The organism is Achromobacter spanius (genome assembly GCF_039673305.1).
Taxonomy (GTDB): Bacteria; Pseudomonadota; Gammaproteobacteria; order Burkholderiales; family Burkholderiaceae_B; genus Achromobacter; species Achromobacter spanius_F.
The window spans coordinates 94,713-111,567 of the sequence record NZ_JBDJLJ010000014.1; the positions used below are offsets into that span (position 1 = coordinate 94,713).

Sequence of the window (16,855 nt, forward strand, 5' to 3'; positions counted from 1 at the left end):
TGAAGCCGTGTCCCGCCAACCCTGCCCCCCCCGGCCTAGCGCCGGGTTGCCGAGGAAACGCCCGGCACTTCAGCCAGGGCATCCAGCGCGCGCGTCAGCGATTCCCCGCCGCGCACCTCCACCGTGAACACCATATGAGCCAGCGACTGCTTGCTCTGGGTGTTCACGCCCACCACGTTCAGGCGCAGCCGCGCGAAGACTTCGGACAGGTCGCGCAGCAGGCCGGAGCGGTCGTGTGCGCGCACGCTGACGTCCACCGGATAGAAATTGTCGGCCGTTTCGCCCCACGCCACCTCGATGACGCGTTCGGGTTCGCGCGCCGCGAGCGCCAGGTAGCTGTGGCAGTCGCGGCGATGGATGGAGACGCCGCGCCCCCGCGTGACGAACCCGGAGATCGCGTCAGGCGGCGCCGGGCGGCAGCAGCGCGCCAGTTGCGTGAGCAGCGACCCCACCCCCACCACCAGCACGCCGCTCTTGCCGCTTTTCTCGGCGCCGCCGGCGTTGGCGTGCCGCAAGGCGGCCGGCGTGGGCTCGGCCGCGGGCGCCGGCTGCTGGAACAACGCGTCGATCTGCCGCAGGCTGAATTCTTCCTTGGCTGCGGCGACGTACAGGTCGTCGGCACGCGCAAAGCCCAGGTTCTGCGCCAGTTGCTCGAGATTGACCGCCGTCTTGCCCAGCCGCTGCAGTTCCTTTTCGACGAGCGCCTGGCCCTGGGTGATGCGCTGCTGCAGTTCGATGGCGTTGAACCACATGCGGACCTTGGCCCGCGCGCGAGGGCTGGCCAGAAACCCCAGTTGGGGATTGAGCCAGTCGCGCGACGGCCCGCCGGACTTGGCGGAAATGATCTCCACGGTCTGGCCGGTGGACAGGCGCGTCTGCAGCGGCACCATCTGGCCGTCGACCCGCGCGCCGCGGCAGCGGTGGCCCAGGTCGGTATGCAGGTGATAGGCGAAATCCACCGGCGTGGCGCCTGCGGGCAGTTCGATCACGCGCGCCTGCGGCGTCAGCACGTAGATGCGCTCGTCGGTGTGCGCGGGCGCCGCCACGGCGCCGCGGCTCTTGCCCGAGGCCTTGCCCGGCGCGGCCTTGACGGCTTCGGGCGCGGGCTCCGCGCCCCCTTCGACATCGCTGTTCCAGGCCAGCAGCTGCCGCATCCACGCCAGTTGCCGGTCGTATTCGCTGGAGGCCGCCACCTGGCCGCCCTTGGCCCCCGCTTCTTTGTAGCGCCAATGCGCGGCCATGCCGTACTCGGCGAACTGGTGCATGTCGCGCGTGCGGATCTGCACCTCGAAGGGCCGGCCGTCATCATCAGCCACCACCGTATGCAAGGACCGGTAGCCGTTGGGCTTGGGCCGCGAGATGTAGTCGTCGAACTCTTCCGAGAGCGGCGTCCACATTTCGTGGACCATGCCCAGGGCGGTGTAGCACGCCCGAACGTCATCGACGATGATGCGCAGCGCGCGCAGGTCGTACATCTGGGAGAAGTCCAGGCGCTTGACGCGCATCTTGTTCCAGATGCTGTAGATATGCTTGGGCCGGCCGCTGACCTCGGCGTCGATGCCGCTCTTGGCCAGGGCCTGCTGCAGGCGCTCGACGGCGCCGGCGATGAAGGCTTCCCGCTCCACCCGCTTTTCTTCGAGCAGGCGGGCAATGTGCTTGTATTTTTCCGGCTCGAGGAAACGGAACGACAGGTCTTCCATTTCCCATTTGATCTGCCAGATGCCCAGCCGGTTGGCCAGGGGCGCATACAGGTCGAGGGTTTCGCGAGCGAATTCGGGCGAGCAAGGCGCCTTGCTTTCCGCATGCCACCGCAGGGTGCGCAGCCTGGACGCCAGGCGCATCAGCACGATGCGCAGGTCGGCCGCCATGGCCAGCAGCATCTTGCGCTGCATTTCCTTCTGGGAGCCGGTTTCGGCCGACGCATCGCTTGCCTGGCGGGCGACGACGCCCAGGCGCAGCAGCGCGCGCGCGCCTTGCACCAGGCGGGCGATCTCGGCGCCGAACGCCGTGGCGACCGGATCGCTGCGCAAGGACGGCGCGGGCGCCATCAGGTCGGTGGGCAAGGCGGCCAGCAGCGCGGCGGCGCGCGTGGCGGCATCGGTATGCAACGCCGCCAGGATGCGCGCCACGCCCGCGCCATGCCCGGCCAGGGGCTCGCCCGTCAGCGCATTCTGCCCCTCGAAGCGAGGCTCGCACCAGGCGACGGCGCGGTCGAGCAGGGCCAGGCCGTCGGCATCCAGGCCCGCCCCGGCTTCCTGCCGCCAGGAAACGTCGAAAGGCGTAGGCGCATCGGGAACGGGCGGGGCGGACATGACGGGCTTGGAGCAGCTATTTGGTTGAGTATCCCGACACTCTACACTAGGGTTCAGTCACCCTGAACACCCTGCCGCATCCCGGCATATAGAAGGAACCGAAGCTTATGTTGCGCTGGCTCAAGGGCCGGGGCGCCCGCCCCTCCGCGGTGGCCGACATGCAGGCCCGCATCCCGCCGGAACTCTGGCGGCAGGTGCTGGATGCCCACCCATTCCTGGCGGCGCTGACCGCCGACGAAGCCGCCCAGTTGCAGGCGCGCTCCGCCTGGCTGCTGGCCAGCAAGACCATCAACGGCGCGCAGGGCCTCGAGGTCTCCGACTTCATGCGCCTGTCCATCGCGGCGCAGGCCAGCCTGCCGATCCTGAACCTCGCGCCGGAACTGTACGAAGGCTGGGACGAGATCATCGTGTATCCGGCCAGCTTCCGCATTCCGCGCTCCCGCCAGGACGAAGACGGCGTGGTCCACGAATACATCGAGGACGCGGCAGGCGAAGCCTGGGAAGGCGGTCCCCTGGTGCTTTCCTGGGAAGACACCCAGCTTTCCGAGGGCGGCTTCAACGTGGTCATCCATGAATTCGCCCACAAGCTGGACCTGCGCTCGGGCGATGCGGACGGCATGCCGTCGCTGGCGGCGCATCCCGACCTGAGCCCCCGCGCCTGGCGTCGCGTGCTGGACGACAGCCTGGACCGCTTCATTGCCGCGGTGGATGCGGTGGAGGCCGCCATCCCGCGCGACGTGGATCCCGAAAGCGAGGAAGCCGACGCCTGGTACGGCCAACTGCCCATGGATCCCTACGCCGCCACCGACGAAGCCGAGTTCTTCGCGGTCAGTTCGGAGCACTTCTTCGTGGACCCCTACCCCATGCAGCAGGCGCTGCCCGAATGGTATGCGATGCTGCGGGCCTACTACCGTCAGGACCCCATGGAGCGCTACGCATGAAGCAGCTGCTGATCGTCTGGCATTCGCGCACCGGCGCGGCGCGGCAGATGGCGCAAGCCGCCGCGCGCGGCGCCGCGGCAGCCGCCAGCGCCATGGATCTGGCGGACGAGCTGCGGATCGAAATGCGGCACGCGCCCGACGCGGACGCCAGTGTGCTCCTGGCCAGCCAGGGCTATCTGTTCTGCGCCCCCGAGAACCTGGCCAGCCTGAGCGGCGAGATGAAGGAATTCTTCGACCGCAACTACTACGCCGTGCTGGACCGCATACAGGGCCTGCCCTATGCCGCGCTGATCAGCGCGGGCAGCGACGGCTCCGGCGCGGCGCGGCAGGTGGAACGCATCTGCACCGGCTGGCGCCTCAGCGCCGTGGCCCCGGCCCTCATCGTCAACATGGGCGCGCAGACCGCCGAGCAGATCCTGGCGCCCAAGACCGTGGCGCAGGCTGAGCTTGCCCGCTGCGAGGAACTGGGTGGACTGCTGGCAGGCATGATGCTGATGGGCGCGTGACGCGCTTCGGCCGGCACGCGCGAAAAAAAGTCCGGCGGCGCCGGACTTTGTTGTGCTGGTCACAAGCCCCGTGGGGCCTGTTGCAGGGCCGGCCTCAGAGGGCGGCCGTGACGACGATCTCGACCTTGTAGTCGGGGTTGGCCAGGCGGGCCTCGACGGTGGCGCGCGGAGGCGCATTGCCGTCGGCGACCCAGGCGTCCCACGCCTTGTTCATGCCGTCGAATTCCTTCATGTTGGCCACGTAGATCTGGGCCATCAGGATCTTGGTCTTGTCGGTGCCGGCCTCGGCCAGCAGGCGGTCGATCGTGGCGAGCACTTGCTCGGTCTGGCCGGTGATGTCCAGCGTGGCGTCGTCCGGCACCTGGCCTGCCAGGTAGGCAACGCCGTTGTACACGGCCATGTCCGACAGGCGCTTGGCAACGTGGAAGCGCTTGATGCTGCTCATGAATAATCCCCTAGAGTCGTATGGGTTGGATGGAACAAGGAATGCGCAATTTACCCCGAGCCGGCCTCAAGCGGGCGGCAATTGAAACACCTGGCGCAGATAGGCCAGGTAGGCGGGATCGTCGCACATGGTCTTTTCCGGCGCGTCCGATACCTTGGCCACTGGCTGCCCGTTGCAACGGACCATTTTCATGACGATCTGCAGCGGTTCGTGGCCCAGGTCGTTGGTGAGGTTCGTGCCGATGCCGAAGGACACCTTGCAGCGGCCGGAGAACTGCCGCGCCAGTTCGATGGCGCGCGGAAAAGTCAGTGAATCCGAGAACACCAGCGTCTTGGCGCGCGGATCCACGCGGTTCTTGCGATAGTGCTCGAGCAGGCGCTCGCCCCAGATGAAGGGGTCGCCGGAATCATGGCGGGCGCCGTCGAACAGCTTGCAGAAATACATGTCGAAATCGCGCAGGAAGGCGTCCATGCCGTACACGTCGGACAGCGCGATGCCCAGGTCGCCGCGATATTCCTTGGCCCAGACTTCCAGCGCGAACACCTGCGAATCGCGCAAGCGCGGTCCCAGCGCCTGGCAGGCCTGCAGGTATTCATGGCCCATCGTGCCCAGCGGCAGCACGTCGTGCTCCTTGGCGAGCAGCACATTGCTGGTGCCGGCGAAATGCGGCCCCATCTCGGCCTTCATGGTGGACACGATTTCCTCGTGCCAGACCTTGGAAAAGCGTCGGCGCGTGCCGTACTCGGCCACGCGGAAGTCCGCCAGCGCCGGATCGTCCAGCACCAGGTGCATCTTGGACTGCAGGCGCTTGCGGCCCTCTGCCCAGTCGGGATGCTTGCGGGTGTTGCGGAAATAGACCTCGTTGACGATGGCCAGCACCGGGATCTCGAACAGGATCGTGTGCAGCCACGGACCCTTGACCTCGATGCTGATTTCGCCGGGGCCCTCGCCTTCGCTGATGTGGATGCAGCGCTCGGGCATGTGGAACAGCTCAAGGAAATCGACGAAGTCGCTTTTGATAAAGCGCAAGCTGCCCAGATATTTAAGTTCGTCTTCCGTGAAGCGCAATTGGCAGAGCTCGTGCACTTCCTGGCGGATTTCGTCCAAATAAGGGCGCAAATCGGCGCCCTGGGTGCGGCATTTGTACCGGTACTCGACCTGGGCAGCCGGGAAGTGATGCAGAACCACCTGCATCATGCTGAATTTATACAGGTCGGTGTCGAGCAGCGAAGTAATAATCATGATTGCGCGTTTCGTTTCGCGACACCATAGCATAGAGCGCTGGCCCTTCGGCACGATGGGCCACTATGTCAATACGGGTATTGCCGGCACATTGGCGCGGCATTGGGTAAAATCCGCCCAACAAGACACAAATGCCGCCGAGCCCGGAGTTCCTGAATGACCCACGTAGTCACCGAAAACTGTATCAAGTGCAAGTACACCGATTGCGTAGACGTGTGCCCGGTGGACTGTTTTCGTGAGGGTCCGAACTTCCTCGTGATCGACCCCGACGAATGCATCGACTGTGCCGTTTGCATCCCGGAATGCCCGGCCAATGCCATCTACGCCGAAGAAGATGTGCCGCAGGACCAGCTGAATTTCATCGCGCTGAACGCTGAACTCTCCCCCGAGTTCGCCAGCATCAGCCGCGCCAAGAAGCCCCTGCCCGACGCCGACGACTGGAACGGCAAGCAGGACAAGCTGCAATACCTGGAAAAATAATCCGCGAGCACCGGCCGCATTCCTGGCGGCCGCGCCGCGCGATGCCCCGATGACCGACGACTCCAAATACACGCGCCAGACCATCACCAGCGTCCATACCTGGGTGCCGGACAAGTTGTTCTCCGTGCGCGTGACGCGGGACGACGCCTATGCGTTCCTGCCGGGCCAGTTCGCCCGGGTCGGCCTGCCGGGCGCGGATGCCCCCGACGGCCCGCCCACGCTGTGGCGCGCCTATTCCATGGTTTCCGCCCCGCATGAGCCCTGGCTGGAGTTCTATTCCATCGTGGTTCCGGAAGGCCTGTTCAGTCCACGCATGGCGCGCCTGCTGCCCGGCGACGCCCTCTATGTCGAAAAGGCGCCCTACGGGTTCCTGACGCTCGAGCGCTTCGCGCCGGGTGGCGACCTGTGGCTGCTGGCCTCGGGCACCGGCCTGTCGGCCTACCTGTCCATCCTGCGCGATCCCGCCGTCTGGCGCGCCTATCGCCGCATCATCCTGGTGCATGGCGTGCGCACCGCCGCAGAGCTCGCTTACCGCGACGAGATCGAATCCTGGCGCCGGAATCCCGAACTGGCCGAGCTGTTCGCGGCCGATCCCGACAAGCTGGTCTACCTGCCGATCGCCACGCGCGAAGCGCTGCCCGGCGTGCCCCAGGAGCGCATCACCACCCTGATCGCCGACGGCCGCCTGGAGCAATTGGCGGGCGCTCCCCTCGATCCGGAGTTCGCCAAGGTCATGCTTTGCGGCAATCCCGCCATGCTGGCCGAGGCACGAAAATTGCTGGGTGATCGTGGGTTCAAGCCCGGTCGGCGCGGTATCCCCGGCAACCTGGCAGTAGAAAACTACTGGTGATGCAGCACGTTCCGGCGTAGTGCATAAATCCTCCTTTTGGTATCACCGCAAGGCATGAAACCCGCCCTAAACTGGTGCGAAACACATTACGGGTCGCTTTTTAGCAACAAAAACCGGGCTTTTGCCGGACATTCTTCAGTCTGATTGGAAATATCGTTACGCCCCGGGGCAATAATCGGGGCACACGCTCGACCCAGAAGGACTTCCCCGAAATGCTGTACCAATTGCACGAAATGCAGCGCGCCTTCCTGACTCCGTTTGCTGCATTCACGGACGCCGGTTCCCAGCTGTTCTCCAGCCCTTACAGCCCGCTCGCCTATACCCCGATCTCTCGCCAGATGGCCGCCGGGTACGAGCTGATGACCCGTATCGGCAAGGAATACCAGAAGCCCGCCTGGAATCTCCCCGCCACCCAGATCGACGGCAAGTCCGTCCGCGTGATCGAGGCGGTGGCGCTGGACAAGCCGTTCTGCCGCCTGGTGCATTTCCAGCGCGACGTCCGCCTCGCCGGCAAGAACGACCCGAAAGTCCTGCTTGTCGCCCCGCTGTCGGGGCACCATGCCACCCTGCTGCGCGATACCGTTCGCGCCCTGCTGCCCGCCCATGACGTCTATGTCACGGATTGGGTCGACGCCCGCATGGTGCCGCTGTCGGCCGGCCCCTTCCACCTGAACGACTACGTCCGCTACGTCCAGGACTTCATCCGTCACCTGGACCCGGACGTCCACGTCATTTCGGTCTGCCAGCCCACCGTGCCGGTGCTGGCCGCCGTGTCGCTGATGGCCACGGCCAACGATCCCTGCCAGCCGCGCAGCATGGTGATGATGGGCGGCCCCATCGATCCGCGCCAGTCGCCCACGCAGGTCAACCGCCTGGCCACCACCAAGCCCTACGCCTGGTTCGAGAACCAGGTCATCCATCCCGTTCCGCCGCGCTATCCGGGCGCGGGCCGCAAGGTCTACCCGGGTTTCCTGCAGCATGCGGGATTCATGGCCATGAATCCCGACCGCCACATGAAGTCGCACTACGACTTCTACCTGGACCTGCTGCGCGGCGACGACAGCGACGCCGAAATGCATCGCCGCTTCTACGACGAATACAACGCGGTCCTGGACATGCCGGCCGAGTTCTACCTGGACACGATCCGCATGGTGTTCCAGGACTTCGCGCTGCCCAACGGCACCTGGGAAGTGGACGGCAAGCTGGTCCGCCCCGCGGACATCAAGGACGTCGCCCTGTTCACCATCGAAGGCGAACTGGACGATATTTCGGGCCAGGGCCAGACGCGCGCCGCGATCAAGCTGTGCAAGAACATCCCGGCCGATCGCAAGTCGCACTACACCGCGCCCAACTGCGGCCATTACGGCATTTTCTCGGGCCGGCGCTGGCGCGAAATGATCTGTCCTAAAATTGCGGAGTTCATCCGGCAATCGGCATAAGAACGGCGCTGCGCCGTCCGCCAGGCGGCGCGCGGGAAAACACCTCGCGCCGCCGGCAGCCTGATCCGTATCCACGGGGCCCGAGCGGCCCCTTTTCATTTATTGGCTTTACATGTCCTGTCGCTCACTTGCCGACCGCATTGACGCCTTGCTGCCTCAGACGCAATGCACCAAATGCGGGTACGACGGCTGCCGGCCCTACGCCGACGCCATCGCCGAGGGCGCCGCCCCGATCAACCGCTGCCCGCCCGGCGGGGATGAAGGCGTCGCGGCGCTGTCCGGGCTGCTCGGCGTCCCGGTACTGCCGCTGGACCTTACGCGCGGCGAGCCCGGTCCGCTGCTGGTCGCCCGCATCGACGAATCCCATTGCATCGGCTGTACGCTGTGCATCCAGGCCTGTCCGGTGGATGCCATCGTGGGGGCCAACAAGCACATGCACACGGTCCTGGAAGACTGGTGCACCGGCTGCGACCTATGCGTGGCGCCCTGTCCCGTGGACTGCATTCAGATGGTGCCCGCCGGACGCATCTGGAGCGCTCAGGACGCCGCCATCAGCCGCCAGAGGCACCGCAGCCACCTGGCGCGCGCGGAGCGCCTGGCCGCCGACAACGCACGCCTGATGGCGCCCGAGGCGCCCGACGTTCCCGCCCCCGCCGCGCCCGCCGCCGACGACGCGCAGAAAGAAGACCGCAAGCGCTCGGCCATCGAATCCGCCCTGGCTCGTGCCCGTGCCCGCCGCAACCCCACGCAGTCATGAACGCCGCCAAACGCCGAGAAATCTTCGCCCGCCTGCAGGCGGCCAACCCCCACCCGACCACCGAGCTGGAATACGGCACGCCGTTCCAGTTGCTGATCGCCGTGCTGCTGTCGGCGCAGGCCACCGACAAATCGGTCAACATCGCGACGCGAAAGTTCTTCTCGCAGTACGGCACCCCGCAAGCTTTGCTGGCGCTGGGCGAGGAAGGCCTTGCGGATTACATCAAGACCATCGGTCTGTACCGCACCAAGGCGAAGAACACGATCGCCACGTGCAGGATCCTCATCGAGCAGCATGGCGGCCAGGTCCCGCAAACCCGCGAGGCGCTGGAAGCCCTGCCCGGCGTGGGACGCAAAACCGCGAACGTGGTGCTCAACACCGCGTTCGGCCAGCCCACGATGGCCGTCGACACGCACATATTCCGCGTGTCCAACCGCACCGGCATCGCGCCCGGAAAAAACGTGCTGGAAGTCGAGCAGAAACTCGAGAAATTCGTGCCGCGCGAATATATGCAGGACGCCCATCACTGGCTCATCCTGCAAGGCCGCTACGTCTGCGTGGCGCGCAAACCGAAATGCCCCCAATGCGGCATTTCCGATCTCTGCGAATTCAAGCAGAAAACCCCGGCATGACGAATCCGGCCGTGTGCCGGAAAGCGATTGGAGCGAGCGGAAAACCGGGTTTTCCCTCGCCCCTTTTCCGCGTGACATGTTGATGACGATCAACGCTTATTTGCTGCAACGCATTTCCATATTGGAAAGGCTTTATCCCCATGCAGGCACAGCATTGTCGGCATGCCGACAATTGACCTTTCCGCAGTGCAAAACCTATGACAAACCCTCATGGAATTTTGATTGCGACGTCCGCATACTCGCCGGCAACTCATAAGAAAACTAAGCACGCAGTTAGTTTTCCCGACCCTGCGGGGGCCTGACGCAATGACGCCAGGCGGAGTCCATATAAATACAACGCTGGTGCAGCGAACATGGATGACACAATCCTGGAGACAAAAGGCCTCACCAAGGAATTCCGCGGTTTCGTCGCGGTCAATGGGGTCGATTTGCGTATCAAGCGGGGCGAGATTCATGCCTTGATCGGGCCTAACGGCGCGGGCAAGACCACATGCTTCAACCTGCTGACGAAATTTCTCTCTCCCACTTCGGGCAGCATCAAGTTCAACGGTATCGACATTACCGGCGAGCGGCCAGCGCAGATCGCGCGGCGCGGCATCATCCGTTCATTCCAGATATCGGCGGTGTTCCCGCACCTGACCGTGCTGGAGAACGTGCGGATCGGCCTGCAGCGCAAGACGGGACTGTCGTACCACTTCTGGCAAAGCGACAAGCGCCTGGCCGTCCTGAACGAACCCGCGCGCGCCTTGCTCGAACAAGTGGACCTGGGCGGCTTCGCCGACGAGACCACCGTCAACCTGCCGTACGGCCGCAAGCGCGCGCTGGAAATCGCCACGACACTGGCGATGGAGCCCGAGCTCATGCTGCTGGACGAACCCACCCAGGGCATGGGCCACGAAGACGTGGACCGCGTCACGCAATTGATCAAGCGCGTCAGCGCCGGGCGCACCATCCTCATGGTGGAACACAACATGAATGTCGTGTCCTCCATCGCCAACACCATCACCGTGCTGGCGCGCGGTTCGGTGCTGGCTGAAGGATCCTACGCCGAAGTCTCCCGCCATCCGGCCGTGATGCAGGCTTACATGGGCACGACCGACGGCGAACTTCAAGGAGCGCACGCATGAGCACGCCCGCACTCGAAATCTCGGGCCTGCACGCCTGGTACGGGGAATCGCATATCCTGCACGGCGTGGACATGCGCGTGGGACAAGGCGAAGTCGTCACGCTGCTGGGCCGCAACGGCGCCGGCCGCACCACCACGCTGCGCGCGATCCTGGGCCTGACCGGATCGCGCAAGGGCTCGGTACGCATACACGGCACCGAGGCCATCGACCTGCCCACCTACAAGATCGCTCACCTGGGCGTCGGCTATTGCCCGGAAGAACGCGGCATCTTCGCAAGCCTGTCCTGCGAAGAGAACCTGCTGCTTCCACCCGTCGTGGGCTCGCTGGGCGGGGGCATGTCGCTGGCCGAAATCTACGACATGTTCCCCAACCTGCAGGAGCGCCGGAATTCGCCGGGCACGCGCCTGTCGGGCGGCGAACAGCAGATGCTCGCCGTGGCGCGCATCCTGCGCACCGGCGCGAACCTGCTGCTGCTGGACGAAATCTCCGAAGGCCTTGCGCCCGTCATCGTCCAGGCCCTGGCGCGCATGATCACGGCGCTCAAGCAGCGCGGCTACACCATCGTCATGGTGGAACAGAACTTCCGCTTCGCCGCGCCGCTTGCCGACCGCTTCTACGTCATGGAACACGGGCAGATCGTCGAGCATTTCGAAGCCGCCGAACTTTCAGAAAAACAGGACACGCTCAACGAACTGCTGGGCGTCTAAAACAACCTGTCATCCGCCGGAACCCCGGCAACACCACACCGTAGGGAAGAGGAGTCATCCCATGAAGCTGCACACCATCACTGCTGCACTGGCCATGGCGGGCCTGGGATTCGCGGGGGCAACCGCCCACGCTCAAGGTATCTCCGACGATGTCATCCGCATCGGATTCATCACCGACATGTCGGGCGTCTACTCCGACATCGACGGCAAGGCCGGCCTGGACGCAGTCCGCATGGCGATCGAGGACTTTGGCGGATCCGTCAACGGCAAGAAGATCGAAGTGGTCTCGGCAGACCACCAGAACAAGGCCGACGTGGCGTCGGCCCGCGCGCGCGAATGGTTCGACCAGCAGAAGGTCGACGTCATCATCGCCGGCACCAATTCGGCCACCAGCCTGGCCATGGCGGCCGTTGCCGCCGAAAAGAAGAAGCCCTTCATCGCGGTCGGCGCCGGCTCGTCCGACCTGACCAACGCCCAGTGTTCGCCCTACACCGTGCACTACGCCTACGATACCGTGGCCCTGGCGCGCGGCACCGGTTCCGCGGTGGTGAAGGATGGCGGCAAGAGCTGGTTCTTCCTGACGGCCGACTATGCGTTCGGTCATGCGCTGGAGCGCGACACGATGGCGGTCGTCAAGGCCGCCGGCGGCGAAGTAAAGGGCCAGGTGCGCGCGCCGCTGGGCGCGTCGGACTTCTCGTCGTTCCTGCTGCAGGCGCAAGCCTCCAAGGCCCAGATCCTGGGCATGGCCAATGCCGGCGGCGACACCATCAACACGGTCAAGGCCGCCAACGAATTCGGCGTCACCAAGACCATGAAGCTGGCCGGGCTGCTGGTGTTCATCAACGACGTCCACTCGCTGGGCCTGGACGCCACCAAGGGCATGTACCTGACCGATGGCTGGTACTGGGACCAATCCGACGCCTCGCGCGCGTGGGCCAAGAAGTTCGAAAGCAAGGTGGGCCGCAAGCCTTCGATGCTGCAGGCGGGCGACTACTCGTCGGCGACCTTCTACCTGAACGCCGTCAAGGCCACCGGCTCTGATAACGGCGACGACGTCATGAAGTGGATGAAGTCGAACAAGGTCAACGACTTCTTCGCGCAAGGCGGCTACGTGCGCGAAGACGGCCGCATGATCCACGACATGTACCTGATGCAAGTGAAGAACCCTGCAGATTCCAAGGGCCCCTGGGACTACTACAAGGTAGTGGCGACGCTGCCTGGCGACGAGGTCTACACCAAGCTGTCCGAGTCCACCTGCAAGCTGGTCAAGAAGTAAACCAGCCCGTTTGATCCCGGATGCGGCGCGGCCACACAGGCCGGCCGCATCCCGACTAACACGCTTCCTTCCGTACCGCGCAGGATTTCCACAAGATGACTGACATTTTCGGCATCCCCATACAGGCCTTGTTCGGCCAGCTGTTATTGGGCCTGGTCAACGGTTCCTTCTATGCAATGCTGTCGCTCGGACTTGCCGTCATCTTCGGGCTGCTGAACGTCATCAACTTCGCCCACGGCGCGCTCTACATGCTGGGCGCCTTCATTGCCTGGATGGGGCTGTCGTACTTTGGCCTGAACTACTGGGTCATGCTGATCCTGGCGCCGCTGATCGTGGGCCTGTTCGGCATCATCATAGAAAAACTTTTGCTCAAGCACCTGTACAAGCTCGACCACCTGTACGGGCTGCTGCTCACCTTCGGGTTGACGCTGCTGATCGAAGGGCTGTTCCGCAGCTTCTACGGCGTGTCCGGCCAGCCCTATCCCACGCCCGAAGCCCTGCGCGGCGCGACCAACCTGGGCTTCATGATCCTGCCGAACTATCGGGGCTGGGTCGTGGCGGCGTCGATCGTGGTCTGTTTCGCGACGTGGTTCGTCATCGAGCGCACCCGCCTCGGCGCGCTGCTGCGCGCGGGAACCGAGAATCCGCGGCTCGTCGAGTCCTTCGGCGTCAACGTGCCGCGCATGATCACGCTGACCTACGGGTTCGGGGTGGCGCTTGCCGGCTTCGCGGGCGTGCTGGCCGCGCCGGTGCTGCAGATTTCGCCGCTGATGGGCTCCAACCTCATCATCGTGGTGTTCGCGGTGGTCGTGATCGGCGGCATGGGGTCCATCTTCGGCGCCATCGTCACCGGGCTGGGCCTGGGCGTGATCGAAGGCCTGACCAAAGTGTTCTGGCCCGAGGCCTCCAGCACGGTCGTCTTCATCATCATGGCCATTGTTCTGTTGATCCGCCCGGCCGGGCTGTTCGGAAAAGAAAAATGAATCGTCAATTCCTGGGCTATGCGGTCTTGGCCATCGTGGTGGCCTTGCTTCCCTTCGCGGGCGTTTATCCGATCTTCGCCATGAAGGTCATGTGCTACGCGCTCTTCGCCTGCGCGTTCAACCTGCTGCTGGGCTTCACCGGGCTGCTGTCCTTCGGGCACGCCGCCTTCCTGGGCAGCGCGGCTTATGCGGCCGGGCACAGCATGAAGGTCTGGGGCCTGCCCACCGAGCTCGGCCTGCTGTTCGGCGTGGCCGTGGCGGCGCTGCTGGGCCTGGCGATGGGCGCCCTCGCCATCCGGCGCAGCGGCATCTACTTCGCCATGATCACGCTGGCGCTGTCGCAGATGGTGTTCTTCTTCTTTCTACAGGCCAAGTTCACCGGCGGCGAAGACGGCCTGCAAAGCGTGCCGCGCGGCACCTTGCTGGGCCTGGTCGACCTGTCCAAGGACATCAACCTGTACTACCTCGTGATGGCCATTTTCATCATCGGCTATTTCATCATCTGGCGCACCGTGAACTCGCCCTTCGGGCAGGTGCTGCAGGCGCTGCGCGAAAACGAGCCGCGCGCCATTTCGCTGGGCTACGACGTGGACCGCTTCAAGCTGGTGGCCTTCGTGCTGTCGGCCGCGCTGGCCGGCCTGGCCGGCGCCACCAAGACCCTGGTGTTCGTGTCGGCCACGCTGTCGGACGCCACCTGGCAGATGTCCGGCCTGGTGATCCTGATGACGCTCATCGGCGGACTGGGCACGCTGACCGGCCCCGTACTGGGCGCGTTCATCGTGGTGCTGCTGGAAAACAAGGTCGGCGACTTCGGCCAGATGATGGCCAACCTGACCGGTGTGGAATGGTTCCTGCGCCTGGGCGAGTCCGTCACGATCGTGAGCGGCCTGATCTTCGTGATCTGCGTGCTGGCCTTCCGGCGCGGCATCGTGGGCGAGCTGGGCGCACTTTTCAACCGGCGGCGCACTGCCCGCGCCTGATCCGGTACCTGCTGGACAGACCGAAGGGGCCGCGCTGCGGCCCCTTCCGCATTCCGGGATACGCCAGTGCGCGGGCAACGCCCCTTACAATGACCGGCACCCCACTACACAGGTGCCGACCATGCGCAACACGCATCTCGCCGCCGGCCTGGGCGCATTCACCCTGGCCGCCGCCCTGCTGTCATCTCCCGCCGCCGCCGCGGCGCCCACCTGCGAAGTCGATCGTCCGGTGCGCTTCAGCGGATTGAACTGGGAATCCAATCTGGTGCTGGCCGGCATCGAACGCTACGTGCTGGAACACGGCTACGGCTGCAAGACCTCCGTGGAAATCGGTGAAACCCTGCCCATGCTGGCCGCCCTGCAGCGCGGCGACGTGGACGTCACCCCCGAAGTCTGGCCCGGCCAGATCGAAGGCGCCTGGAAGAAGGCGCTGGCCAGCGGCAAGGTGCTGGGCGTGGGGCACGTCTACGACGCCGGCGAAGGCTGGTACGTCCCGCGCTACACGGTCGAACGCCACCCGGACCTGAAGGCCGCCGCCGACCTGGCGCGCTTCAGGGACGTGTTCGCGGACCCCGAGGAGCCGGGGCGAGGCCGCATCTACGGCTGCCCCGCCGGCTGGGCCTGCGGGACGCTGAACGACAACCTGCTGCGCGCCCTGAATCTGGACAAGGACTATTCGCTGTTCGCGCCCGGCTCGGGCGCCGCGCAAAAGGCGGCCATCGTGTCGGCCTACAAGCGCAAGCGGGACATCGTCTTCTACTACTGGACGCCCACGTCGCTTGTCGGCGCGCTGGACCTGGTGAAGCTGGAACTGCCCCCCTTCGACCAGGCGGCCTACACCTGCATGACCGATCCCAAATGCGCGAAGCCGGTGGCCACCGAGTTCAAGCCCAATCCCGTGGTCACGGGCGTGAATGCCGATTTTGCCAAGGCGGCGCCGCGCCTGGCCGAGTTCCTGTCCAAGCTGACGGTGCCCGACGACGCCATCGACGCCACGCTGGGCTGGCTGGAGACAGAAGGCAAGGAACCCGAGGACGCCGCGCGCTATTTCCTGAAGCAGTACCCCACCGTCTGGCGGCAATGGATGCCGGCCGACGTCGCCGACCGCGTGCAGGCGGCGCTGGCGCACGAATAGCCCCGTGCGCAGGCCGCGGCGCATCGGCTGTCCGGCTCTCATGTATCCTGACGTTTCGGCGGGGCCGCCGAGGCGCCGCCCGCAGGCGCCAACCCGATTCAAGCGAAGGAAAGACAATCATGGATGCCTTGTTCTGGCACAACGGTCACTGGACCAGCGAAAACCCCAAACTGCTCGGCCCGGCCGACCACGCCTTCTGGATGGCCAGCATGGTCTTCGACGGCGCCCGCGCGTTCCGCGGCCTGACGCCCGACCTGGACCTGCACTGCCAGCGCGTGGTGCGCTCGGCCGAGAAAATGCTGATGAAGCCGCAGATGGACTGGGAAGAAATCCAGCAGCTGTGCCTGCAGGCGGTCGCCAAGTTTCCGGAAGGCTCGGAGCTCTACATCAAGCCCATGTTCTTCTGCGCCGACGGATTCCTGCTGCCCGACGCCGACAAGACCCAATTCGTGCTGCACGTGTTCAAGGTGCCGATGCCCGGCGACCAGGGCTTTTCCGCCTGCTTCTCCAGCTTTGCGCGGTCGTGGCCCAACATGGCGCCCACCGACGCCAAGGCATCGTGCCTCTATCCCAACGGCCAGCGCGCCATCCGTGAAGCCGCGGAAAAGGGCTTCGACAACGCCATCATGCTGGACGGCGCGGGCAACATCGCCGAATTCGCCACCAGCAACCTGTGGCTGGCCAGGAACGGCGTCGTGTCCACGCCGGTGGACAACGGCACCTTCCTGAACGGCATCACGCGCCGCCGCGTGCTGGCGCTGCTGAAGGCCGACGGCATCGAAGTGCAGGAGCGCAGCCTGACCCGCGCCGACGTCGAGGAAGCCGACGAAGTGTTCTCGTCAGGCAACTACGGCAAGGTGGTGCACGTGAACCGCGTGGAAGCGCGCGCCCTGGAGTACGGCCCGCTCGCGCGCCGCGCCCACCAGCTCTACATGGACTACGCGGAAAGCACCCGCCGCAACTGAGCGCCAGACCCGTACCCGCCCTTTCCGCCCTTCGGAATCCGCCGGCTCGCCGCGGACTTCCGAAGGGCGCGGGACAGA

The 16,855-nt window shown here is 65.3% G+C and carries 17 protein-coding genes; 14 read left to right on the plus strand and 3 right to left on the minus strand.

The genetic code is table 11. From position 1 onward, the window contains the following. Window positions 1-35: 35 nt before the first annotated feature. Window positions 36-2,312 (minus strand): RelA/SpoT family protein, encoded by a 2,277-nt coding sequence (locus tag ABE485_RS14335; RefSeq protein WP_346515946.1) that lies wholly within the window; start codon window positions 2,310-2,312, stop codon window positions 36-38. 107 nt (window positions 2,313-2,419) lie between these two features. Between ABE485_RS14335 and ABE485_RS14340 the strand changes: the two genes are divergently transcribed. After that, entirely contained in the window at window positions 2,420-3,253 is an 834-nt protein-coding gene (locus tag ABE485_RS14340) for a zinc-dependent peptidase (RefSeq protein ID WP_346515947.1), read from the plus strand. After that, complete coding sequence (locus tag ABE485_RS14345; RefSeq protein WP_346515948.1) at window positions 3,250-3,759, plus strand: NAD(P)H-dependent oxidoreductase; 510 nt, start codon at window positions 3,250-3,252, stop codon at window positions 3,757-3,759. The genes ABE485_RS14340 and ABE485_RS14345 overlap by 4 nt, the downstream gene beginning before the upstream one ends. A gap of 94 nt (window positions 3,760-3,853) precedes the next feature. Here ABE485_RS14345 and ABE485_RS14350 read toward each other — a convergent pair whose 3' ends face one another. Then, window positions 3,854-4,204, minus strand: coding sequence for a RidA family protein (locus ABE485_RS14350; RefSeq protein WP_346515949.1), 351 nt, complete (start codon window positions 4,202-4,204; stop codon window positions 3,854-3,856). Between the two features lie 66 nt (window positions 4,205-4,270). Further along, entirely contained in the window at window positions 4,271-5,446 is a 1,176-nt protein-coding gene (pncB, locus tag ABE485_RS14355; protein WP_346515950.1) for a nicotinate phosphoribosyltransferase, read from the minus strand. A gap of 156 nt (window positions 5,447-5,602) precedes the next feature. Between pncB and fdxA the strand changes: the two genes are divergently transcribed. From fdxA to ABE485_RS14415, 12 genes are all read left to right on the plus strand, one after another. Continuing rightward, window positions 5,603-5,926, plus strand: coding sequence for a ferredoxin FdxA (gene fdxA / locus ABE485_RS14360; RefSeq protein ID WP_006218015.1), 324 nt, complete (start codon window positions 5,603-5,605; stop codon window positions 5,924-5,926). A 49-nt stretch (window positions 5,927-5,975) separates the two neighbouring features. Then, complete coding sequence (locus ABE485_RS14365) at window positions 5,976-6,776, plus strand: ferredoxin--NADP reductase (protein WP_346515951.1); 801 nt, start codon at window positions 5,976-5,978, stop codon at window positions 6,774-6,776. 212 nt (window positions 6,777-6,988) lie between these two features. Beyond that, window positions 6,989-8,215, plus strand: coding sequence for a polyhydroxyalkanoate depolymerase (locus ABE485_RS14370; RefSeq protein ID WP_346515952.1), 1,227 nt, complete (start codon window positions 6,989-6,991; stop codon window positions 8,213-8,215). Window positions 8,216-8,327: 112 nt separating this feature from the next. Further along, window positions 8,328-8,972, plus strand: coding sequence for an electron transport complex subunit RsxB (gene rsxB / locus ABE485_RS14375; protein ID WP_346515953.1), 645 nt, complete (start codon window positions 8,328-8,330; stop codon window positions 8,970-8,972). Then, entirely contained in the window at window positions 8,969-9,604 is a 636-nt protein-coding gene (gene nth / locus ABE485_RS14380; RefSeq protein ID WP_346515954.1) for an endonuclease III, read from the plus strand. Before rsxB ends, nth begins: the two co-directional genes overlap by 4 nt. 353 nt (window positions 9,605-9,957) lie before the next feature. Continuing rightward, window positions 9,958-10,731 carry an ABC transporter ATP-binding protein gene (locus tag ABE485_RS14385; RefSeq protein ID WP_346515955.1) on the plus strand — a complete coding sequence of 258 codons (774 nt, stop codon included), beginning with the start codon at window positions 9,958-9,960 and terminating at the stop codon, window positions 10,729-10,731. Continuing rightward, window positions 10,728-11,438, plus strand: a complete 711-nt coding sequence (locus ABE485_RS14390; protein WP_008162066.1) for an ABC transporter ATP-binding protein — start codon at window positions 10,728-10,730, stop codon at window positions 11,436-11,438. The genes ABE485_RS14385 and ABE485_RS14390 overlap by 4 nt, the downstream gene beginning before the upstream one ends. Before the next feature lie 61 nt (window positions 11,439-11,499). Next, the gene (locus tag ABE485_RS14395) at window positions 11,500-12,714 is read left to right on the plus strand and encodes an ABC transporter substrate-binding protein (protein WP_346515956.1); all 1,215 of its coding nucleotides are present in this window, start codon (window positions 11,500-11,502) and stop codon (window positions 12,712-12,714) included. Between the two features lie 95 nt (window positions 12,715-12,809). Further along, entirely contained in the window at window positions 12,810-13,697 is an 888-nt protein-coding gene (locus ABE485_RS14400; protein WP_346515957.1) for a branched-chain amino acid ABC transporter permease, read from the plus strand. After that, window positions 13,694-14,677 carry a branched-chain amino acid ABC transporter permease gene (locus tag ABE485_RS14405; RefSeq protein WP_346515958.1) on the plus strand — a complete coding sequence of 328 codons (984 nt, stop codon included), beginning with the start codon at window positions 13,694-13,696 and terminating at the stop codon, window positions 14,675-14,677. Before ABE485_RS14400 ends, ABE485_RS14405 begins: the two co-directional genes overlap by 4 nt. A 121-nt stretch (window positions 14,678-14,798) precedes the next feature. Then, window positions 14,799-15,812, plus strand: a complete 1,014-nt coding sequence (locus ABE485_RS14410) for an ABC transporter substrate-binding protein (protein WP_346515959.1) — start codon at window positions 14,799-14,801, stop codon at window positions 15,810-15,812. A 119-nt stretch (window positions 15,813-15,931) separates the two neighbouring features. Continuing rightward, entirely contained in the window at window positions 15,932-16,777 is an 846-nt protein-coding gene (locus ABE485_RS14415) for a branched-chain amino acid aminotransferase (protein WP_346515960.1), read from the plus strand. Window positions 16,778-16,855 lie beyond the last annotated feature (78 nt).

Excerpts from the sequence above, each read along its gene's own strand:
- ABE485_RS14365 (WP_346515951.1), top strand. The coding sequence starts at position 5,976 with ATGACCGACGACTCCAAATACACGCGCCAGACCATCACCAGCGTCCAT.
- pncB (WP_346515950.1), bottom strand. The coding sequence starts at position 5,446 with ATGATTATTACTTCGCTGCTCGACACCGACCTGTATAAATTCAGCATG.
- rsxB (WP_346515953.1), top strand. The coding sequence starts at position 8,328 with ATGTCCTGTCGCTCACTTGCCGACCGCATTGACGCCTTGCTGCCTCAG.
- ABE485_RS14370 (WP_346515952.1), top strand. The coding sequence starts at position 6,989 with ATGCTGTACCAATTGCACGAAATGCAGCGCGCCTTCCTGACTCCGTTT.
- ABE485_RS14400 (WP_346515957.1), top strand. The coding sequence starts at position 12,810 with ATGACTGACATTTTCGGCATCCCCATACAGGCCTTGTTCGGCCAGCTG.
- ABE485_RS14415 (WP_346515960.1), top strand. The coding sequence starts at position 15,932 with ATGGATGCCTTGTTCTGGCACAACGGTCACTGGACCAGCGAAAACCCC.
- nth (WP_346515954.1), top strand. The coding sequence starts at position 8,969 with ATGAACGCCGCCAAACGCCGAGAAATCTTCGCCCGCCTGCAGGCGGCC.
- ABE485_RS14350 (WP_346515949.1), bottom strand. The coding sequence starts at position 4,204 with ATGAGCAGCATCAAGCGCTTCCACGTTGCCAAGCGCCTGTCGGACATG.
- ABE485_RS14410 (WP_346515959.1), top strand. The coding sequence starts at position 14,799 with ATGCGCAACACGCATCTCGCCGCCGGCCTGGGCGCATTCACCCTGGCC.
- ABE485_RS14340 (WP_346515947.1), top strand. The coding sequence starts at position 2,420 with ATGTTGCGCTGGCTCAAGGGCCGGGGCGCCCGCCCCTCCGCGGTGGCC.
- ABE485_RS14390 (WP_008162066.1), top strand. The coding sequence starts at position 10,728 with ATGAGCACGCCCGCACTCGAAATCTCGGGCCTGCACGCCTGGTACGGG.
- ABE485_RS14395 (WP_346515956.1), top strand. The coding sequence starts at position 11,500 with ATGAAGCTGCACACCATCACTGCTGCACTGGCCATGGCGGGCCTGGGA.
- ABE485_RS14385 (WP_346515955.1), top strand. The coding sequence starts at position 9,958 with ATGGATGACACAATCCTGGAGACAAAAGGCCTCACCAAGGAATTCCGC.
- ABE485_RS14345 (WP_346515948.1), top strand. The coding sequence starts at position 3,250 with ATGAAGCAGCTGCTGATCGTCTGGCATTCGCGCACCGGCGCGGCGCGG.
- ABE485_RS14405 (WP_346515958.1), top strand. The coding sequence starts at position 13,694 with ATGAATCGTCAATTCCTGGGCTATGCGGTCTTGGCCATCGTGGTGGCC.
- ABE485_RS14335 (WP_346515946.1), bottom strand. The coding sequence starts at position 2,312 with ATGTCCGCCCCGCCCGTTCCCGATGCGCCTACGCCTTTCGACGTTTCC.
- fdxA (WP_006218015.1), top strand. The coding sequence starts at position 5,603 with ATGACCCACGTAGTCACCGAAAACTGTATCAAGTGCAAGTACACCGAT.